The sequence below is a fragment of the Mesorhizobium australicum genome (assembly GCF_900177325.1).
GTDB lineage: Bacteria > Pseudomonadota > Alphaproteobacteria > Rhizobiales > Rhizobiaceae > Mesorhizobium_A > Mesorhizobium_A australicum_A.
The window spans coordinates 3,559,979-3,579,060 of sequence record NZ_FXBL01000004.1 but is presented as its reverse complement, the minus strand read 5'-3'; the positions used below and the strand labels follow the sequence as shown (position 1 = coordinate 3,579,060).

The following is a 19,082-nucleotide window of genomic DNA, read 5'->3' as shown; positions in this document are numbered from 1 at the left end:
ACGCCTCCTGCATCAAGCATCAGATGCAGATATAGTCTGTTGCAGGGCAGACCTCAACGTTCCCCAAATCCCCCCGGCGTCGGCGTGGTGACGATGACTGCCTCGCCGGCTTCCAGCACCGTCTGGTCGCAGGCGCGCAGCGTTTCGGTGCGGCCGTCGGCGCGGCGGACCTGGGTCATGCCGACCTGGCCGTCGCCGCCACCCGCCACGCCGCGTGGCGGGGCGCCGCGGTGCGAGGAAAGGATCGCGCATTCCATCTTCTCCAGGAAGCGGATCGTGCGCCTGGTGCCGTCGCCGGCGTTCCACCTGCCCTTGCCGCCGGATCCCTGGCGGATGTGGAAGTCCTCCAGCAACACGGGGAAGCGCAGTTCGAGGATTTCAGGGTCGGTCAGGCGAGAATTCGTCATGTGCGTGTGCACGCCTGACGTGCCGTGGAAGCCCGTGCCGTTGTTGAAGCGGCCAGCGGGCGAACCGGAACAGATTGTCTCGTAATACTGATAGGTCTCGTTGCCGTAGGTCAGGTTGTTCATCGTGCCTTGCGCGTTGGCCAGCGCGTCCATGGCGCCGAACATCGCATTGGTGACATGCTGCGAGGTCTCGACATTGCCGGCCACCACGGCGGCCGGATAGGTCGGCCGCAGCATGCAGCCATCGGGGATGATGATGTTGATCGGCCTGAGGCACCCGGCATTCATCGGGATGTTGGCCTCGACCATGACGCGGAAGGCGTAGAGCACGGCAGCCCGCGCGACCGGCTCCGGCGCGTTGAAATTGTTCTTCATCACCGGCGAGGTGCCGGTGAAGTCGACCGTCGCCTCGCGACTGTCGCGGTCGACGGTGATCTTCACCTTGATCGTCTGGCCGGTGTCGGTCGGATAGTCGTAGGACGACTCGTCCGGCAGCGACAGCAGCACGCGGCGCACGCTTTCGGCCGCATTGTCCTGCACGTGGCCCATATAGGCTTCCACCACGTCGAGCCCGAAATGCTCGACCATCTTGCGCAGCTCCGCCACGCCCTTCTCGTTGGCTGCGATCTGGGCTTTCAGGTCGGCGACATTCTGGTGCGGGTTGCGGGCCGGGTAGGGATGGTCGGTCAGGAGTGCGTGCAGTTCCTTCTCGCGGAAGCGGCCGCGCTCGACGATGCGGAAATTGTCGAACAGCACGCCTTCCTCATCTACGGTCGTTGCCAGCGGCGTCATTGAGCCGGGCGCCGTGCCACCGACGTCCGCATGGTGACCGCGCGAGGCGGTGAAGAAGAGGATCTCCTTGCCCGCCGGGTCGAACACCGGCGTCACCACCGTGATGTCGGGCAGATGCGTGCCGCCGTTGTAGGGCGCGTTCAGCGCGAAGACGTCGCCCGGATGGATGTCGCCCTCGTTGAGCCGGATGATCGTTTCGACCGAGCGGTCCATGGAGCCGAGATGCACCGGCATGTGCGGCGCGTTCGCCACCAGCGCGCCGGTGCGGTCGAAGACGGCGCAGGAGAAGTCGAGCCGTTCCTTGATGTTCACCGAATAGGCGGTGTTCTGCAGCGTCACGCCCATCTGCTCGGCGATCGCCATGAACAGGTTGTTGAACACTTCCAGCATCACCGGGTCGGCCTCGGTGCCGAGCGCGGCCTTGCGGCGCTTCTTGGTCGTGCGGCGCAGGAGCACGTGGTCCTGCGCCGTGATCTCGGCCTGCCAGCCGGGCTCGACCACGATGGTCTGATGGGTCTCGATGACAAGGGCCGGCCCCGACACCTTGTTGCCGGGCATCAGGTCAGCGCGGAGGAAAATACCTGCCTCGCGCCATTCGCCGTCGGCGAAGATGCGACGGGTCTGTGTGGCGGTCGCATTTGAATCGACGGTCGGCCTTGTGGTCTCGTCGCGGCCGGCTACACGGCCGTCCTGACCCTGTACGTCGATAGATTCGACGATCATCGGCTTGTCGTCGTAGACGAAGCCGAACTGTGCCTTGTGCGCCTTCTCGAATTCGGCGCGCGCCTCGGCGAACGAGCGCGCGGCAAAGTTGACCGGCAAGGTGGTGTCGGTGCCGTCATAGCGGATCTGCAGGATCGGCCGCCAGAACACGTGATCCTCAGGCACGCCCTGGGCGCCCAGTTCCTCGAACACCTTGTCCCGCAGCGTCTCGATCATCGCGTCGATCTCGAGAGCTGAGCTTTCCTGCAGCGGCTTGATCAGCGCCTGCTGGCGCGAGGCGAAGACCGATGCGAGCCCGATGCCGTAGGCCGACAGCAGGCCGGAGAAGGGATGCACCAGCACCGCCTCCATGCCGAGCGCGTCGGCCACCAGGCAGGCATGTTGGCCGCCCGCGCCGCCGAAGCAGTTGAGCAGATATTCGGTGACGTCGTAGCCGCGCTGGACGGAGATTTTCTTGATCGCGTTGGCCATGTTCTCGACCGCGATGGTGATGAAGCCCTCGGCGACCGCTTCCGCCGTGCGGCCGTCTCCGATCGTGGTCGCAAGGTCGGCGAACTTCGCCCGCACCACGTCCGCATCGAGAGGTTCGTTCTGATCAGGGCCGAAGATTGCCGGGAAGAAGTCCGGCTGCAGCTTGCCGAGCATGACGTTGGCGTCGGTGACGGCGAGCGGCCCGGCGCGGCGGTAGCATGCGGGGCCGGGATTGGCGCCGGCGGAATCCGGGCCTGCCTGGAAGCGGCCGTCGGCATAGTGGAGGATCGAGCCGCCGCCGGCCGCGACCGTGTGGATTCGCATCATCGGCGCGCGCACCCGCACGCCCGCCACCTCCGTGTCGAAGGCGCGCTCGTATTCGCCGTCGTAATGCGCGACGTCGGTCGAGGTGCCGCCCATGTCGAAGCCGATCACCTTGTCGAAGCCGGCGAGCTGCGCGGTCTCGACCATGCCGACCACCCCGCCCGCGGGGCCTGACAACAGCGCATCCTTGCCCTGGAACATGTCGGCGGCGGTCAGGCCGCCGGACGACATCATGAACATGAGGCGGGGCGATTGGCCGATCTTCTCCCTGGTGTGGGAGAGGGAGCCCGCGCCCAGTTCCCCCGCCACCCTCTGCACGTAGCGCGACAGGATCGGCGACAGGTAGGCGTCGACCACTGCCGTGTCGCCGCGCCCGACCAGCTTGATCAGTGGCGAGACCTTGTGACTGACCGAGATCTGCGCAAAGCCGATCTCGCGACAGAGCACTTCGGCACGGCTTTCGTGGTCTGGATATTTCCACGCATGCATGAAGACGATGGCGACCGCATCGATCCCGTCGGCCTTCGCGGCGGCGATCTCGTCGCGCACGGCATCGAGATCAAGTGCTGTTTCCAGCGTCCCGTCGACGCGCACGCGCTCGGGCACCTCTACGACGCGCTCGTAGAGCTGCTCGGGCAGGATGATCTCTTTGGCGAAGATGTCGGGGCGGGCCTGGTAGGCGATGCGCAGCGCGTCGCGGAAGCCTTTCGTGATGAGCAGGAGCACGCGGTCGCCCTTGCGCTCCAGCAGCGCGTTGGTGGCGACCGTCGTGCCCATCTTGACGTCGCCGATCAGGCCGGCGGGGATTGCCTCTCCCGATTTCAGGCCAAGCAGGTCGCGGATGCCCTGCACGGCGGCATCGCGATAGGCCTCTGGGTTTTCGGAAAGCAGCTTGCGCGAGTGCAGCGAGCCGTCGGGTGCGCGGCCGATGACGTCGGTGAACGTGCCGCCGCGGTCGATCCAGAAATCCCAGCTCTGCTGCATGGCGGCATTCTCCCTCGGCTGCGCTTGCCATCCTATTACAGTGAGAATACCATCATGTCATCGATATTTTATCGATATATTCTCAATGTGAGGGTCGAATGACAGCACGCAAGCAGACCATCGGTCCCGTCGTATCAGCGGCCCATCTCGCGGATGGCGCACTGCCGCCGCTCTCCGAGGTCGAATTCGCGCTGACCATCGTCTCCAACGCGTTCCAGCGCTGGATGGTGCGCGGCATGGCGGCGGCCGGCGTGCCGGGGCTGACGCCGATCGAGGTCTTGATCCTGCACGCGGTCAATCATCGCGACCGCGAAAAGACGCTCGCGGATCTGTGCATGATGTTCAACATCGAGGACACGCACATCGTCGCCTATGCGCTGAAGAAGCTCGAGGGTCTCGGCCTCGTCGCGGGCGGCAAGCGGGGCAAGGAGCGGACGGCGAGCGTGACGCCCGCGGGTGCCGAGACCTGCCGCCGCTACCGGGACATCCGCGAGGCCCTGCTGGTCGACAGCGTCCAGCGCCTCAATGTCGACGGCGGCGAACTCTCGGGCATCGCAGCACTGATGCGCGCGCTGTCCGGGCAATACGACCAGGCGGCGCGCGCCGCCTCCAGCATGTGACGACAAGCGTTACCATTCGTCACACAACGTTACGAAACCTCATTCCGCGACCGCCGTTCCCATCTCGACTGCCCGAATGGGCGTCTCACCGAAAGAAAGTCGTTTTCTGAAGGAGATGGACGATGAAGAAACTGATCCTTGCTTCCGCCGCCGCTGTCGCCCTGTTCGGCGTTGCCGCCTGCAGTGATACCGACACCACGACGACGCAGAGCGTCGATCCGCCGGCGCAGACCACCCCGGCTCCGTCCGATCCGGCTGCAACGCCGACCCCGGCTCCGCAGGCGCCTGCTGAAGAGATGCAGCCTGTGACGCCCACCACGCCCGCTCCGAGCGAGTAACGCCGGACGGTTGAACGACAGGGCCGGGGTTCGTCCCGGCCCTTTTTCGTATGGCGGGTTTGCGACACTGGGTCGCCGTCATGCCGGCCGCGGGGTCTCGCCTCAGGCGAGGTTTCGTCGTATTGCAGCGCAATGTCGATCTGGTCGCGCCTTGGCGATTTCGTCTCGCGAGTTTCGGGCACAGCCTTTTCGGGTGTGATCGAAGCACTTCGCACGGTGTTCGAAGGCGACCCGGCGCTGCGCCGCAAGGTTGCCTTCTCCATCGCCATGATCGCGCTGTCGGCCAAGATGGCGAAGGCCGACGGCATCGTCACCCAGGACGAGGTGCGCGCCTTCCAGCAGATTTTCTCCGTTCCGGCCGAGCAGGTCCGCAACGTCGCGCGGCTCTACGATCTCGCGAAAGAGGATATCGCCGGCTTCGAGGCCTATGCGGCGAAGATGGCCTCGCTCTTCAACGAGGACTCCGACCGCGCTGAGGTGCTGGAAGACATCCTCGATGGCCTGTTCCACATCGCCAAAGCCGATGGATTCGTGCACGAGCGCGAGGTCGGATTCCTGAGGCGCACGGCCGAGATCTTTGCCTTCAGCGAGCGTGAGTTCGACCGCATCCTTGCGCGGCACACGCTTGCCACGGGCGCCAACCCCTATCAGGTGCTTGGCGTGCCGACGTCCGCGTCGCTGGACGAGGTACGGCGGCGCTACCGGACGCTGGTGTCGCAGAATCATCCCGACCGACTGATCGCCCGGGGCATGCCCGAGGAATTCATCGCCATCGCCACGCGGCGGCTCGCCGCGATCAATGTCGCGTTCGAGGCGATCGAACAGACGCTCGCACGGGTATGAGCGGGTTCGTCGCCGATTTCGTGGGCGCGGAGGTGAGGGTCTCCCCGAATTTCGGTCCGCGGCGGGGCGTGTCGCGCGCCGATATCATCATCCTCCACTATACCGGCATGGAGACGGGTGGGGCGGCGGAGGAATGGCTGTGCAACCCGGCCAGCGAAGTCTCCTCCCATTACCTGGTCCATGAGGACGGCAGCGTCGTCCAGATGGTGCGCGAGGCCGACCGGGCATGGCATGCCGGCCGCAGTTCCTGGCAGGGAGCGACCGACATCAACTCGCGCTCGATCGGGATCGAGGTCGTCAATCCGGGGCCGCTGGCCGGCCATCCGCCGTTTCCCGACGTCCAGATCGAGGCCGTCATCGCACTCTGCCGTGATATTTCGGCTCGTCTCGACGTCCCGGCCGCGCAAATTCTCGCCCATTCCGATGTTGCGCCGGGACGAAAAATCGACCCGGGCCCCGCGTTTCCGTGGGAGAGGCTCCACGCGGGGGGAGTGGGGCATATGCCAGGGGCAGTTGCGGTTGCCGCCGCCGATCCGATCGCTCCCGGCGACGAGGGCGCGCGGGTAGAGTGTGTACAGTCCATGCTGAACCTCTACGGTTATGGAATTGAAATCACTGGGCGTTTCGATGCGGCCACCAAGACGGTCGTCGAGGCTTTCCAGCTGCATTTCCGTCGCGGAAAGGTCGACGGCGTTGTGGATGCGGAGACCCACGCTTTGCTGACGGCGCTGGTCGGCGAACTGCCAGAACTGCCGTTGGGTTAGAAAAAACCAACCCTGCCGAAATATTTCTCTCTGTTTTCAAATGTTATTTCCTGGACCAAATTGGCGGCGCAATGGGCTGCGAGATCGCCTCCTGTCCAGCCGTCGAAGCATGCGAAAATGACTTCGGCAATTTCAACTATATCGGCGCGATCAGGCAAAGGCCGATATCTGTAAAGAGAACAACAATACATGATGAAGGTGACCATTGCGGCAGCTGTTGCTGCCAGCATGATGAGTTTTTCTGTGTCCGCGCAAGAGGCGCCGGGAAATGCATATACGACCTCTCAAGTGGCAGTTTCCGCCAAGGAGAAGTCGCGGAAGGGTGAGGTGACACGCGGCGTAGCCGCTGCGCCGGTGGGGCGCGGTCGCATGTCGGCGGTTGTCCCGCATCAGTCGGCCTCCGCCGCGAAGAAGGTCGCGTTCGACGGCAAGGGGCGCACCGTCGTCAGCTTCGACGATCGCGGCCTGTTCTCTCCGCGCGAGGTCGACGGGCAAACCACTGGCTCCATCCCGGTCGGCAAGCGGCCCGAACTGGTCGCCAAGGCGCGAAAGGGGGAAACGGTGACGGGCGGCCGCGCCTCGGGCAGCTATGGCGATATCATCGCCCGCTATGCGTCAACCTATGGCGTACCGGTGTCGCTCGCGCACGCCGTGATCCGCGTGGAGAGCAACTACCGCGTCAACGCCCGCGGCAGTGCCGGAGAGGTCGGGCTGATGCAGATCAAGCCGTCGACGGCGCGCGGCCTCGGCTATTCCGGCTCGCTGAAGGGGCTCTACAATCCCGAGACCAACATCAAATATGGGATGAAATATCTCGGCATGGCGCACAAGCTCGGCGGCGGGACCACCTGCGGTACGATCCTGAAATACAACGCCGGCCATGGTGCCAAGCGCATGAACCCGGTCTCGGCCGCCTACTGCTCGAAAGTGAAGCGCCATCTGAACGGTTGATGACGCGCCGCTGGCCGGCGGAAATCCCGTGAGCAGCCTTGCAATTCGCGCGGGGAACGCCTTTATGCGCAACGCCAGCCGGCCGGGTGGCCGCGACCGCGAGAGCCGAAAGGCTGCGGTCGAGGAAAGTCCGGGCTCCATGGAAACACGGTGCCGGCCAACTGCCGGCGGGGGCGACCCCAGGGAAAGTGCCACAGAGAGCAGACCGCCTCGCCTTAGGGCGCGGCAAGGGTGAAAGGGTGGGGTAAGAGCCCACCGCGCGACCGGCAACGGGAGCGGCATGGCAAACCCCACCGGGAGCAAAACCGAATAGGGACGACGCGCGGGGAAACCCGCAGGCTGTTTCCGGCCCAGTCGTCCGGGTGGGTTGCGTCAGGCGTCCAGCAATGGCCGCCGAAGATGAATGGCCACCGCGTCGCGCGGTCCGCAAGGATCACGCGGCCATACAGAACCCGGCTTACAGGCCGGCTGGCGCTTTTTCGCCGGACAATGGCGGTTTTCGAGCCAATAGCGTGATCCTTCGTCACGCGGACTTGAGGATCGGCGGCGTCGGCAGGGCGTTCCGGTTTAATCCGCGCCCTGCGACGATGCCTGCACCATCGATCTGGGGAATTCCCGCGAAGCTATTTCAGTGTCCCTATGATCACGCACAGCATGCTGCCGTTGGCCGCATTGAGGTATTCGGCAAGGACGAACGGGTAGCGACCTTGGCCTATCATGAACTTGATCTCTTCGTTCGTGTTGTAAAAACGATAGTTTGTGGTCTGGAGCGTTTGCGGGAAGGCGAGCGGAAAAACTCGCTTCGGCGGGCCTCCCGGAGTGGTCGCAACGCCGATCGACGCCGAGATCACCGGTTCATTGCTGACCTGGAGATGGCAGCCGACCCGTTCGAGGGTCAGTTCCTTGCCAGCCGGAGTCGCCGAAAAATCCAGCCGGCAAAATCCGCCATAGTCGGGACAGGTCGCCGAGACCCTTTCCTCGTAATACTCGCCGTTGACAGTGGCTGCGGAGAAGGCCTGCGCCGTCAACAGCCAGGCCGACGAACAGAGCGTGAGGAAAAAAGCCGGTCGTTGCATCGAGAAGACCTTTGCTGATGGCTGCCTAGTCCGGTGACGTTGAGGCCCATTTGCCGCTTTGTCCTCGTACCAGGATCTCCGCTCGTGCTGCAGGACTACTGATCGATCAGTGTGCCCGCGATCAAGCAGGTCCGGAGGCAGTGTGTCGTTGCCATGACGTTGCGTCAAGAGCGCGCGCGGCCGCCCTTCATCGGTGCCTCAAGCATCGCCCACACGCTCCACGACAGGCTCGCAGCTACAGTCGAGGATAATCCTCAGGGTCGTCGATCTGCCACACCGTCGGACCGCGGCACTGCCTGCAACGGCCGGTAAGAGCCGGGAGAATCTGGGCAATAACGGTTCGTTAGCCTTAATCGCTCATAAACGTTCGGAAGCTTGACCGAAGCTGTCGTTCGACATCTCGGGTCCGGTGGAAACGGCCATTTCCCTTTGACGCCCATTCTGTCCCATGCTATCCCATGAGTGCAATCAAGACTTCGTTTCGGTGACGGGTTCCATGTGTCCCGAACGCGCGGTGGCAAGGTCCGCGCGCGGAGGAACGCATGTCCTGATTTCGAGCGGCGGTGGGGCTCTCGAGGGACTGCGCGCAAGCGCGGACGGCGAAATGAACGGAAGCGGGACGATACCGGCGCATGGATCGTTTTTTGTCGAGCGCGGTGAACAGGATCGATGCCAAGGGACGGGTCTCCGTTCCCGGCGCCTTCCGCGCGCTCGCGGCAAAGCGCGGCTATCACGAGCTCTATGCCCTGCGGGCGCTGGACGAGCCGGCGCTGGACGTCGGCGGAATGGACCTCCTGGAGCGCTACGAGCGGCAGCTGGAGCAGACGAACCCGTTTCTGCGGACTGCGGACGACATGTCCGCCTATGTGCACGGGGAGGGGACCTTCCTGAAGCTGGACGGGGACGGGCGCATCACGATGAGCGATTTCATCCGCGAGCATACGGGGATCACCTCGGAAGTCGGGTTCCTCGGGCGCGGACAGTTCTTCCAGATCTGGGAACCGGAGCGCATGCGGCAGAATCTGGCGCAGGTAAGGGCCCGGCTCACCTCTCTTCGGCAGGCCGCTCAGGCGGGCTCGTCCGGAGCCTCGGAATGATGGCGGACCCCGGCGTTTCCGACGCCGGTGGCGGACCGGTCCGCCACATTCCGGTGCTTCTAGACGAGGTGCTGGCGGCGCTCCAGGCCGGCCCCGGCATGCTCGTGGTCGACGGAACCTTCGGGGCGGGCGGTTACACCAGGGCTATCCTCGATGTCGGCGCCGACGTCGTGGCGATCGACCGGGATCCGAACGCGATCGCCGACGGTCGTGCGCTTGAAGCCGCCTCGGCCGGCCGGCTCAGGCTGGTGCACGGGCCGTTCTCGCGCCTTGACGAGCATGCGGGCCAGCTTTTGGATGCCGTCGTGCTCGATATCGGCGTGTCGTCGATGCAGATCGACGAGGCCGAACGCGGCTTCTCGTTCCGGAATGATGGTCCGCTCGACATGCGCATGGCGCAGCGCGGCGTCACCGCCGCCGACGTGGTCAACACGTACAAGCCGGGCGACCTCGCCCGCGTCTTCGGCTTCCTCGGCGAGGAGCGGCATGCCGGCCGCATCGCCCGCATGATCGAGAAGCGGCGTGCGGCAAAGCCCTTCGCAACGACGCTCGATCTCGCGCAGGCAATCGAGGCCCTCGTCGGGCGCAATCCGAAGGATCGGATCCATCCGGCAACCCGCGTCTTCCAGGCGCTGCGCATCCACGTCAACGACGAGCTCGGCGAGCTTTCGCGGGCGCTTATGGCAGCCGAGCGAGCGCTGAAGCCCGGCGGGCGGCTCGCGGTAGTCACCTTCCATTCGCTCGAGGATCGCATCGTCAAGCGCTTCCTCGCCGATCGGTCGTCGCAGGGCGGCGGCTCGCGCCACCTGCCGCAGGCGCAGGTGATCCCGGCGACATTCGAGAAGCCGGCGCAGGTGGTCGCGGCGTCCGACGCCGAGGCCGAGCGCAATCCCCGCGCCCGTTCCGCTAAGCTGCGCAGCGCTGTGCGCACCGGAGCCACACCGCGTCGCGAGGATCTTTCGCTGTTCGGGCTTCCCGACCTTCCCGACATTCGCCAGCCGGACGAGAGGTAGTTCCTGTGTTCCGTACGACCGACATCGTTCTGATCGCGGTGATGGTGGCGGGAGCCGCCTTCACCTACAACACCAAGCACCAGGTCGAGGCGCAGCTCTCCGAGGTGCGCAAGATCGAGGCGATGATCCGCTTCGAGCAGGATTCGCTGACGATCCTGAAGGCCGACTGGAGCCTGCTCACGCAGCCGGCGCGTCTGCAGAAGCTGACGGAGATCTACCAGGACGAGCTGCAGCTCGCGCCGCTCGACGCGCACCAGGTGGTGGGCGTCGACGAACTGCCCGCAAAGCCGGTCGAGATGGAGATCATGCCGTCTCCGCGTGTCGACGGCATGGCGGAAGGCAGGACGGACAAGGTGACAACGGGCGGAGTCGTGCGGTGATGATAAAGCGTCTCTTTGCCTCGAAGCCTGATGCCGCCCCGACCGCTCCCGCCGCTTCGATCGTGGTTGACGCGCGCCGCAAGGCCGGCGGGCGCACGAGGAACCGCGTGCTGATGACGATGGGGATCTTCTTCGGCATCTACGGCGTGATCACCGGCCGCCTCGTCTATCTCGGGCTGCAGGAGCCCGGTGCGGCCGTTGCGCCGACCGTGCGCGGCCTCGCCGCGCGCCCCGATATCGTCGATCGCAACGGCGAAGTGCTCGCGACCGACATCAAGACGGCGTCGCTCTATGCCGAGCCGAAGAACATCATCGATCCCGATGAGACGCTGGAGCTTCTCTCCACTGTCCTGCCCGACCTTGAGCCGGAGCAGACCTACAACAAGCTCAAAAGCGGCGCGGGGTTCGTCTGGCTGAAACGGCAGCTTTCGCCGAAGCAGCAGGCCAACATCATGGCGCTCGGCCTGCCTGGCATCGGCTTCCGCACCGAGACGAAGCGGTTCTATCCGGGTGGCGAGACCGCCTCGCATATCCTTGGCCTCGTCAACATCGACAACCAGGGCATCGCAGGGCTTGAGAAATACATCGACAGCCAGGGCCTCGCCGACCTGCGCGAGCTTGGGCTCGCCACCTCGGGCAACCTCACCCCCTTCCGCACCACGCTCGACATCCGCGTGCAGCACATCGTCCGCGACGAGGTGAAGAATGCGCTGGATCGCTACCATGCGATCGCCGCCGGCGCGGTCGTGCTCAACGCCAAGACCGGCGAGATCGTCGCGATGGCCTCGGTGCCGGACTTCAACCCCAACAATCCGGTCGGCGCCCACGACAAGGACAAGTTCAACCGCATGACGGCAGGAACGTTCGAGATGGGCTCGACCATCAAGAGCTTCACCACAGCGATGGCGCTCGATTCCGGCAAAGTGACCCTGCAGAGCCGCTTCGATGCGACGCGCCCAATCACCATCGGCCGGCAGACGATCCGCGACTTCCACGGCAAGGGCAGGGTGCTCACCGTGCCGGAAGTGTTTATCTACTCCTCCAACATCGGCTCTGCCCGCGAAGCCGACGTGGTGGGCGTCGAGGGGCATCGCGAGTTCCTTCACCGCATGGGCCTGCTCGACCGCATGACGATCGAGCTGCCCGAGGTCGCCAGGCCGTCCGAGCCGAAGGTCTGGAAGAAGGTGCATTCGATCACGGCGTCGTTCGGGCACGGCTTTTCCACCACGCCGCTGCAGACCGCCGTCGGTGCCGCCGCGCTGATGAACGGTGGCTACCTGATGAACCCGACCCTCCTGCCGCGGACGGAAGAGCAGGCCAAGGCCGGCGCCACCAAGGTGGTGAACGACAAGACCTCCGCCGACATGCGCTATCTCTATCTGCTGAACGCGACCGCACCAGGCGGCTCGGGCAAGCGCGCCACCGTTCCCGGCTATCGGGTGGGCGGCAAGACGGGCACCGCCGAGAAGGTGGTCAACGGACGCTATTCCACAAACGTCCGCTTCAACGCCTTCGTCGCTGCGTTCCCGATGGACGATCCGCAATACATCGTGCTGTCGATCGTGGACGAGCCGAAGCCGGAAAAGCCCGGCATGGGCGCCACCGCTGGCCTCAACGCCGCACCGATCGTCTCCAACATCATCCGCCGTTCGGCGTCACTGCTTGGCGTGAAGCCCGAATTCGGTCAAACAAATGAGGCGTTGCTTGTTTCTTCACAGTGATTCCCGGGGGATCGGGGGCAACGTTTCTTGAACAGGCATTTGATGCATCTGAAGGATTTTGCCGGAATTCTGCCGCTGGGCGACGGCTCGACCGCGTCCGTCGAAGTGCTTGGGCTGACCGCGGATTCCCGCGCCGCCGCGCCCGGTTTCCTCTTTGCCGCCCTGACCGGGACGAAGGCTGACGGCGCGTCCTATGCTGCCGATGCGGCCGCGAAGGGCGCGTCGGCCATCATCGCCGCGCGCAACGCCGCGCTCGGCGACCTCCCGGTTCCGATCCTGCGTGTCGACGATCCGAGGCATGCGCTCGCGCTCGCCGCCGCGCGGTTCTACGGCGCGCAGCCGGCGACGATGGCCGCCGTCACCGGCACGAGCGGCAAGACCTCGGTCGTGTCCTTCTTGCGCCAGATCTGGGCGCATGCCGGGCTTCAGGCGGCTAGCATCGGCACGACGGGCGTCGTGGCGCCCGGCCGTGACGACTACGGCACGCTGACGACGCCCGATCCCGTTGCTCTGCACCTCCTGCTTAAGGAACTGGCCGACGCTGGCGTCACCCATGCCGCGATGGAAGCTTCCAGCCACGGGCTCGACCAGCGCCGCCTCGACGGCGTGAAGCTCTCGGCCGCCGGCTTCACAAATCTCGGCCGCGACCACATGGACTACCATCCGACGGTCGAGGACTATCACCGCGCCAAGCTGCGCCTGTTCGACACGCTGCTGCCCAAGGGCGCGCCGGCGGTCATCTTCGCCGACGACGCGTGGTCCGAGCCGACGGTCGCCGCGGCGAACAAGGCCGGTCGCATCGTGCTCACGGTCGGTCGCAACGGCGATTTCCTGCGCCTTAAGCGCCTGGAGCACGAACGTCATCGCCAGCGCGCCGAGATCGAGTTCTCCGGCGCGCTCTACGAGGTCGACCTGCCGCTCGCCGGCGATTTCCAGATGTCGAACGCGCTGGTGGCCGCCGGCCTCGCCATGGCGACCGGCATCAAGGCCGAGACTGCGCTCGCCGCGCTCGAACATCTCAAGGGCGCGCCCGGGCGGCTCGACCTCGTCGGCACGACGCGTAGCGGTGCGCCGGTCTATGTCGACTATGCGCACAAGCCCGAGGCGCTGGAAAACGTGCTCCTGTCAGTGCGGCCGTTCACCACCGGCAAGGTGGTCGTCGTGTTCGGCTGCGGCGGCGATCGCGACAAGGGCAAGCGTCCGATCATGGGAGGCATCGCCACCCGCCTTGCCGACATCGTCATCGTCACGGACGACAATCCGCGCTCCGAGGTTCCTGCGACCATCCGCGCCGAGATCCTCGCCAACGCGCCCCGCGCGATCGAGATCGGCGACCGCCGCGAGGCGATCCGTCATGCGATCGACCTGCTCGGCGCCGGCGACACGCTGATCGTCGCCGGCAAAGGGCATGAGGAAGGCCAGACGGTCGGCTCGGTCACACATCCCTTCTCCGATCATCACGAAGTCCGCGTCGCGCTGACGGGGAGGGCGGCATGAGCCTGCTCTGGACGGCCCAGGCGATGGTCGAGGCGATGGGCGGACGGCCGATCGGCGTGCTGCCGCAAGGCATCACCGGCATCTCGATCGACAGCCGCACGCTCAAGCCCGGCGAAGCTTTCTTCGCCATCAAGGGCGATGCGCTCGACGGGCACGACTTCGCAACTGCCGCTGTCAAGGCGGGGGCCGCATTGCTGGTGGTTGCGGAAGGAAAGCTGCCGGCGCTCGGACGCATCACCACACCGATGATCGTCGTGGACGACGTTCTGGAGGGCCTTGTGAAGCTCGCGATCGCCGCGCGCGCCCGGGCCAAGGGAAAGATCATTGCCGTCACCGGCTCGGCCGGCAAGACGACCACCAAGGAGGCGCTCCGGCACGTCCTGTCGGCTGTCGGTTCGGTGCATGCGTCGGAAAAGTCATTCAACAATCACTGGGGCGTGCCGCTGACGCTCGCCAGGCTGCCTGAGGACACTGACTATGCGGTGTTCGAAATCGGGATGAACCATCCCGACGAGATCCGGCCGCTGGTCAAGCTGGTCAGGCCGCACATCGCGATCATCACGCTGATCGCCGCCGCCCATCTCGGCCATTTCCGCAAGATCGAGGAGATCGCCCGCGCAAAGGCTGAGATATTCGAGGGGATCGAGCCGGGCGGATACGCGCTGCTCAACCGCGACGACGCGCAGTACAAGCTGCTGGAAAAGCTTGCGAAGGCGGCGGGCGTCGCACATGTCGTGTCCTTCGGCGAGCAGGAGCGTTCGCACGTGCGCCTGCTCGGCTGCGAGCTGTCGGCGGATCATTCCGACATCGCCGTGGGCATCGGCAGCGACCGGATTGCTGCGAGGGTCGGCGCACCGGGTCGTCATATGGTCCAGAATGCACTTGCGGTGCTGGGAGCCGCGCGGCTCGCCGAGGCGGACCTCGCGGCAGTCGCGGAGGCGTTCGCCGGGCTTCAGGCCGAGGTTGGCCGCGGGCGGCGGCATCGCCTTGCCGGTGGCATCACGCTGATCGACGAGAGCTACAACGCCAATCCTGCCTCGATGAAGGCGGCGATCGACCTGCTCGACCGGACGGAACCGGCCAAGGGCGGCCGTCGCATCGCGGTGCTGGGCGACATGCTGGAGCTCGGCGCGCATGCCGAGCAGTTGCATGGCGCGCTCGCCGACCTCATCGCGCCGACCGCGACGGACCTCGTCTTCCTCGGCGGCGCGGAGATGGCCGCGCTCGCCGCAAGGTTGCCGCCGCAGCGGCTGGGCGCACACGCAGCCAATGTCGACGAGCTGAAGCCGATCGTGCTCGCCGCGCTCCGGCCCGGCGACGTCGTGGTGGTCAAGTCATCCAAGGGCATCGGCTTCTCGAAGCTGGTCGATGCGCTGATCAAGAACTTTCCTGTCGAAGGCGAGAGCCAGAGACGCGCCTGAATTCCGTCCGTTGGGGGGCGAACCGCATGCTCACGCTACTCGTTGATTTCGCCGACCAGGTCTCGGCGTTCAACGTCTTCCGCTACATCACCTTCCGCGTGGGAGGGGCGCTGATCACGTCCGCGCTGATCGTGTTCATGTTCGGGCCGACGATCATCAATTCGCTGCGCATCCGCCAGGGCAAGGGTCAGCCGATCCGCGCGGATGGTCCCCAGACCCACTTCAAGAAGGCCGGCACGCCGACCATGGGCGGGCTGATGATCATGAGTGGCATCATCGGCTCGACGTTGCTGTGGGCCAATCTCGCCAGCGTTTATGTCTGGGTGGTGCTCTTCGTGACGATCTCGTTCGGCGCGATCGGCTTCTACGATGACTACATGAAGGTGACGAAACAGTCGCATCTCGGCGTTTCCGGCCGGGTGCGCCTCGCGATCGAGTTCACCGTTGCCGGCATCGCAGCCTATGTGATCATGCGGGCGGGCACCGCGCCGTTCTCTTCGTCCCTGACCTTCCCGTTCGTGAAGGACTTCATTGTCAATCTCGGCTGGTTCTTCGTTCCGTTCGCAGCGGTGGTGATGGTCGGCGCGGGCAACGCGGTGAACCTGACCGACGGTCTCGACGGGCTTGCCATCGTGCCGGTGATGATCGCCGCCGCCTCGTTCGGCGTCATTGCTTATCTCGCCGGCAACGCGGTTTTCGCCGACTACCTGCAGATCCACTTCACCCCCGGCACGGGCGAACTAGCCGTGGTGCTCGGCGCGGTGATCGGCGCCGGCCTCGGCTTCCTGTGGTTCAACGCGCCGCCGGCGGCGATCTTCATGGGCGACACGGGTTCGCTTGCCCTGGGAGGCCTGATTGGCTCGATCGCGGTGGCCACGAAACACGAGATCGTGCTCGCCATCATCGGCGGTCTCTTCGTGATGGAGGCGATGTCGGTGATCATCCAGGTCGGCTACTTCAAGATGACCGGCCGGCGCGTCTTCCTGATGGCGCCGATCCATCATCATTTCGAGAAGCTCGGCTGGACCGAGAGCCAGATCGTGATCCGCTTCTGGATCATCGCCGTCATCCTGGCCCTCATCGGCCTCTCGACCCTGAAGCTGCGCTGATGATCCCGGCCACCTCCCTCTCCGGCAAGAAGGTCGCGCTGTTCGGGCTCGGCGGCTCGGGCATCGCCACCGCGCGCGCGCTGATCGAGGGCGGGGCGGACGTCACCGCATGGGACGACAATCCTGAGAGCGTAGCCAAGGCCGGCGCGCAGGGTATTTCGACCATCGATCTCAGGCATGTGGACTGGTCGGGCTTCACATCCTTCGTCCTGTCGCCCGGCGTGCCGCTGACCCATCCGAAGCCGCACTGGACGGTGGACCTGGCGCGCGGTGCCGGCGTGGAGGTCATCGGCGACATCGAGCTCTTCGCCCGCGAGCGCCGGCGCGCCGCGCCCGACGCGCCGTTCATCGCCATCACCGGCACCAACGGCAAGTCCACGACCACGGCGCTGACCGCGCACATGCTCTCATCAGCCGGGCGCGACACGCAGATGGGCGGCAATATCGGCCGCGCCGTGATGACGCTCGATCCGCCGACGCCCGACCGGCACTATGTGGTCGAGTGCTCGTCCTACCAGATCGATCTCGCGCCGTCGGTCAATCCGACCGCGGGCCTGCTGCTCAACCTGACGCCTGACCATCTCGACAGGCACGGCACCATGCAGCACTACGCATCGATCAAGGAGCGGCTGGTGGCGGGCAGCGAGACCGCGATCATCGGCGTTGACGACATCCACTGCGCCCAGGTCGCCGACCGGCTGGAGCGTGCGGGCCACGACGTCATCCGCATCTCCAAGCGGCTCGCCGTCACCGACGGCTACTTCGCCGACGGCTTCGCGCTGCTAAGGGCACAGGGCGGGCGGATCACGCAGATCGCCACGCTTGAGGACATCGGCTCGCTGCGCGGCCAGCACAATGCCCAGAACGCACTTGCCGCGGTGGCGGCCTGCCTTCGGGTCGGCCTCGACCTGAAGGACATTCAGCACGGGCTCGACAGCTTTCCGGGCCTCGCGCACCGGATGGAGCAGATCGGCCGCAAGGGCAACGTGCTTTTCGTCAACGATTCCAAGGCGACCAATGCCGATGCGGCCGCGCCGGCATTGTCGAGCTTTCCGCGTATCTACTGGATCGCCGGCGGCCTGCCCAAGGAAGGCGGTATCGAGCCGCTGCGCTCCTTCTTCCCGCGTATCGCGCGCGCCTATCTGATCGGCGAAGCGGCCCCCGCTTTTTCCGCCACGCTCGGCGAGGCGGTGCCCTACGAGATTTCGGGCACGCTCGCGGCTGCCGTGGAGCACGCCGCGGCGGATGCCGCGAAGGACGAGGCCGGCGATGTGGTGGTGCTCCTGTCGCCCGCCTGCGCCAGCTTCGACCAGTTCAAGAATTTCGAGGTCAGGGGCGATGCGTTCCGCGCCGCCGTGCTGGCGCTCGACGGCATAGAGCCCATCGGAGGGACACGCTGATGACCAGCCGCACCGATCGCGGACTAGTTTCCAACTGGTGGTGGACCGTCGACCGCTGGTTCCTGTCGGCCTTCCTGGCCTTGATGGTGCTGGGCATCGTGCTCTCCTTCGCGGCGAGCCCGGCGGTGGCCGAGCGTATCGGGCTGGAGGAATACCACTTCGTCACCCGCCAGATCGTCTTCATGCTGCCGGCGCTGGCGGTGATGCTCGGAGTCTCCTTCCTTGAACCGCGACAGATTCGGCGTCTCGCCATCCTGCTGCTGATCGCCTCGATCGTGCTGATGGTGCTGGCGCTGTTCATCGGCGTCGAGATCAAGGGCTCGCGCCGCTGGGTGTCGCTTGCCGGCGTCTCGCTGCAGCCGTCCGAGTTCCTCAAGCCCGCCTTCGTGGTCATCTGCGCCTGGCTGTTCGCCGAGCATGCGCGCCAGCCGGACATCCCCGGCAACCTCTTCGCCATGATCCTGCTCGGCGTCGTGGTGACGCTGCTGGTCGCCCAGCCCGACCTCGGCCAGACCATGCTGATCGTCGGCACCTGGGGCGTGATGTTCTTCATGGCCGGCATGGCCTGGATCTGGATCATCGTGCTCGGCGCGCTCGGCGCGGGCGGAGCATTCATGGCCTACACCGTCTTCCCGCATGTCGCGGCCCGCATCGACAAGTTCCTGACCGGCGAGGGCGACACGTTCCAGACCGACATGGCGCGCGACGCGATGATCAGCGGCGGCTGGTTCGGCCGCGGGCCGGGCGAGGGCGTGTCGAAGCGCATCCTGCCCGACAGCCATACCGATTTCATCTTCTCCGTCGCGGCGGAGGAGTTCGGCCTGGTGCTGTGCTTCCTGCTGGTCGCGCTGTTCGCGTTCATCGTACTCCGGGGCTTGAAGATCGCGCTGCGGGAATATGACGACTTCACCCGCTTTGCGGTCGCCGGTCTCGTCATCCAGTTCGGCCTGCAGTCGATCATCAATATGAGCGTGAACCTGCACCTGATGCCGGCCAAGGGCATGACGCTGCCCTTCATCTCTTATGGCGGCTCGTCGCTGGTGGCGATGGCGCTCTCCATGGGCATGGTGCTGGCGCTGACCCGCAAGCGGCCCGAAACGCGGCGCTCCAGCTTCGGCGCCTTCGACAGCCGCATGATGCCGGCCGAGTAG

At 65.6% G+C, this 19,082-nt stretch carries 17 protein-coding genes and 1 other RNA gene; 15 read left to right on the top strand and 3 right to left on the bottom strand.

Annotation, left to right across the window (positions count from 1 at the left end; all coding sequences use genetic code 11):
* Window positions 1-53: 53 nt before the first annotated feature.
* Complete coding sequence (locus B9Z03_RS20135; RefSeq protein WP_085465837.1) at window positions 54-3,701, bottom strand: hydantoinase B/oxoprolinase family protein; 3,648 nt, start codon at window positions 3,699-3,701, stop codon at window positions 54-56.
* Window positions 3,702-3,799: 98 nt separating this feature from the next.
* Between B9Z03_RS20135 and B9Z03_RS20130 the strand changes: the two genes are divergently transcribed.
* The 4 genes from B9Z03_RS20130 to B9Z03_RS20115 all read left to right on the top strand — a co-directional run bounded on the left by B9Z03_RS20130 (window position 3,800) and on the right by B9Z03_RS20115 (window position 6,266).
* Window positions 3,800-4,321 (top strand): winged helix DNA-binding protein, encoded by a 522-nt coding sequence (locus tag B9Z03_RS20130; RefSeq protein ID WP_085465836.1) that lies wholly within the window; start codon window positions 3,800-3,802, stop codon window positions 4,319-4,321.
* Between the two features lie 122 nt (window positions 4,322-4,443).
* On the top strand, window positions 4,444-4,659 hold the full coding sequence (locus tag B9Z03_RS20125) for a hypothetical protein (RefSeq protein ID WP_085465835.1): 216 nt from the start codon (window positions 4,444-4,446) through the stop codon (window positions 4,657-4,659).
* Window positions 4,660-4,791: 132 nt separating this feature from the next.
* Window positions 4,792-5,502 (top strand): J domain-containing protein, encoded by a 711-nt coding sequence (locus B9Z03_RS20120; RefSeq protein WP_085465834.1) that lies wholly within the window; start codon window positions 4,792-4,794, stop codon window positions 5,500-5,502.
* The gene (locus B9Z03_RS20115) at window positions 5,499-6,266 is read left to right on the top strand and encodes an N-acetylmuramoyl-L-alanine amidase (RefSeq protein ID WP_085465833.1); all 768 of its coding nucleotides are present in this window, start codon (window positions 5,499-5,501) and stop codon (window positions 6,264-6,266) included. The genes B9Z03_RS20120 and B9Z03_RS20115 overlap by 4 nt, the downstream gene beginning before the upstream one ends.
* Here the strand turns inward: B9Z03_RS20115 and B9Z03_RS29920 are convergent.
* The gene (locus B9Z03_RS29920; RefSeq protein ID WP_176247407.1) at window positions 6,263-6,496 is read right to left on the bottom strand and encodes a hypothetical protein; all 234 of its coding nucleotides are present in this window, start codon (window positions 6,494-6,496) and stop codon (window positions 6,263-6,265) included. The two genes, B9Z03_RS20115 and B9Z03_RS29920, sit on opposite strands and share 4 nt — an antisense overlap.
* Here B9Z03_RS29920 and B9Z03_RS29510 point away from each other — a divergent pair.
* The gene (locus B9Z03_RS29510) at window positions 6,456-7,217 is read left to right on the top strand and encodes a lytic transglycosylase domain-containing protein (protein WP_139832342.1); all 762 of its coding nucleotides are present in this window, start codon (window positions 6,456-6,458) and stop codon (window positions 7,215-7,217) included. The two genes, B9Z03_RS29920 and B9Z03_RS29510, sit on opposite strands and share 41 nt — an antisense overlap.
* A 74-nt stretch (window positions 7,218-7,291) precedes the next feature.
* Window positions 7,292-7,693: RNase P RNA component class A (rnpB, locus tag B9Z03_RS20105), an RNA gene on the top strand.
* Between the two features lie 147 nt (window positions 7,694-7,840).
* Here rnpB and B9Z03_RS20100 read toward each other — a convergent pair.
* Window positions 7,841-8,293, bottom strand: a complete 453-nt coding sequence (locus tag B9Z03_RS20100) for a hypothetical protein (protein ID WP_085465832.1) — start codon at window positions 8,291-8,293, stop codon at window positions 7,841-7,843.
* 632 nt (window positions 8,294-8,925) lie between these two features.
* Here B9Z03_RS20100 and mraZ point away from each other — a divergent pair.
* From mraZ to ftsW, 9 genes are read left to right on the top strand one after another with little or no spacing between them, the layout of a single operon-like run.
* Window positions 8,926-9,390: a division/cell wall cluster transcriptional repressor MraZ gene (mraZ, locus tag B9Z03_RS30045; protein ID WP_085465831.1), complete on the top strand. Its 465-nt coding sequence runs from the start codon at window positions 8,926-8,928 to the stop codon at window positions 9,388-9,390.
* A complete protein-coding gene (gene rsmH, locus B9Z03_RS20090; protein ID WP_085465830.1) occupies window positions 9,387-10,403 on the top strand; it encodes a 16S rRNA (cytosine(1402)-N(4))-methyltransferase RsmH in 1,017 nt (338 codons plus the stop codon). Before mraZ ends, rsmH begins: the two co-directional genes overlap by 4 nt.
* 5 nt (window positions 10,404-10,408) lie before the next feature.
* The gene (gene ftsL, locus B9Z03_RS20085) at window positions 10,409-10,783 is read left to right on the top strand and encodes a cell division protein FtsL (protein ID WP_085465829.1); all 375 of its coding nucleotides are present in this window, start codon (window positions 10,409-10,411) and stop codon (window positions 10,781-10,783) included.
* Complete coding sequence (locus B9Z03_RS20080; RefSeq protein WP_085465828.1) at window positions 10,783-12,504, top strand: peptidoglycan D,D-transpeptidase FtsI family protein; 1,722 nt, start codon at window positions 10,783-10,785, stop codon at window positions 12,502-12,504. The genes ftsL and B9Z03_RS20080 overlap by 1 nt, the downstream gene beginning before the upstream one ends.
* 42 nt (window positions 12,505-12,546) lie before the next feature.
* Window positions 12,547-14,001, top strand: a complete 1,455-nt coding sequence (locus B9Z03_RS20075) for a UDP-N-acetylmuramoyl-L-alanyl-D-glutamate--2,6-diaminopimelate ligase (RefSeq protein WP_085465827.1) — start codon at window positions 12,547-12,549, stop codon at window positions 13,999-14,001.
* Complete coding sequence (locus B9Z03_RS20070) at window positions 13,998-15,422, top strand: UDP-N-acetylmuramoylalanyl-D-glutamyl-2,6-diaminopimelate--D-alanyl-D-alanine ligase (RefSeq protein ID WP_085465826.1); 1,425 nt, start codon at window positions 13,998-14,000, stop codon at window positions 15,420-15,422. The genes B9Z03_RS20075 and B9Z03_RS20070 overlap by 4 nt, the downstream gene beginning before the upstream one ends.
* A 26-nt stretch (window positions 15,423-15,448) precedes the next feature.
* Window positions 15,449-16,531, top strand: coding sequence for a phospho-N-acetylmuramoyl-pentapeptide-transferase (gene mraY, locus B9Z03_RS20065; RefSeq protein ID WP_085465825.1), 1,083 nt, complete (start codon window positions 15,449-15,451; stop codon window positions 16,529-16,531).
* Entirely contained in the window at window positions 16,531-17,931 is a 1,401-nt protein-coding gene (gene murD, locus B9Z03_RS20060; protein WP_085465824.1) for a UDP-N-acetylmuramoyl-L-alanine--D-glutamate ligase, read from the top strand. The genes mraY and murD overlap by 1 nt, the downstream gene beginning before the upstream one ends.
* Window positions 17,931-19,082, top strand: a complete 1,152-nt coding sequence (ftsW, locus tag B9Z03_RS20055; RefSeq protein ID WP_085465823.1) for a putative lipid II flippase FtsW — start codon at window positions 17,931-17,933, stop codon at window positions 19,080-19,082. Before murD ends, ftsW begins: the two co-directional genes overlap by 1 nt.

Bases quoted from the DNA above. Each gene is read 5' to 3' on its own strand.
- B9Z03_RS20135 (WP_085465837.1), bottom strand. From the start codon at position 3,701: ATGCAGCAGAGCTGGGATTTCTGGATCGACCGCGGCGGCACGTTCACC.
- B9Z03_RS20130 (WP_085465836.1), top strand. From the start codon at position 3,800: ATGACAGCACGCAAGCAGACCATCGGTCCCGTCGTATCAGCGGCCCAT.
- B9Z03_RS20125 (WP_085465835.1), top strand. From the start codon at position 4,444: ATGAAGAAACTGATCCTTGCTTCCGCCGCCGCTGTCGCCCTGTTCGGC.
- B9Z03_RS20120 (WP_085465834.1), top strand. From the start codon at position 4,792: ATGTCGATCTGGTCGCGCCTTGGCGATTTCGTCTCGCGAGTTTCGGGC.
- B9Z03_RS20115 (WP_085465833.1), top strand. From the start codon at position 5,499: ATGAGCGGGTTCGTCGCCGATTTCGTGGGCGCGGAGGTGAGGGTCTCC.
- B9Z03_RS29510 (WP_139832342.1), top strand. From the start codon at position 6,456: ATGATGAAGGTGACCATTGCGGCAGCTGTTGCTGCCAGCATGATGAGT.
- B9Z03_RS29920 (WP_176247407.1), bottom strand. From the start codon at position 6,496: ATGCTGGCAGCAACAGCTGCCGCAATGGTCACCTTCATCATGTATTGT.
- B9Z03_RS20100 (WP_085465832.1), bottom strand. From the start codon at position 8,293: ATGCAACGACCGGCTTTTTTCCTCACGCTCTGTTCGTCGGCCTGGCTG.
- mraZ (WP_085465831.1), top strand. From the start codon at position 8,926: ATGGATCGTTTTTTGTCGAGCGCGGTGAACAGGATCGATGCCAAGGGA.
- rsmH (WP_085465830.1), top strand. From the start codon at position 9,387: ATGATGGCGGACCCCGGCGTTTCCGACGCCGGTGGCGGACCGGTCCGC.
- B9Z03_RS20080 (WP_085465828.1), top strand. From the start codon at position 10,783: ATGATAAAGCGTCTCTTTGCCTCGAAGCCTGATGCCGCCCCGACCGCT.
- B9Z03_RS20075 (WP_085465827.1), top strand. From the start codon at position 12,547: ATGCATCTGAAGGATTTTGCCGGAATTCTGCCGCTGGGCGACGGCTCG.
- B9Z03_RS20070 (WP_085465826.1), top strand. From the start codon at position 13,998: ATGAGCCTGCTCTGGACGGCCCAGGCGATGGTCGAGGCGATGGGCGGA.
- mraY (WP_085465825.1), top strand. From the start codon at position 15,449: ATGCTCACGCTACTCGTTGATTTCGCCGACCAGGTCTCGGCGTTCAAC.
- murD (WP_085465824.1), top strand. From the start codon at position 16,531: ATGATCCCGGCCACCTCCCTCTCCGGCAAGAAGGTCGCGCTGTTCGGG.
- ftsW (WP_085465823.1), top strand. From the start codon at position 17,931: ATGACCAGCCGCACCGATCGCGGACTAGTTTCCAACTGGTGGTGGACC.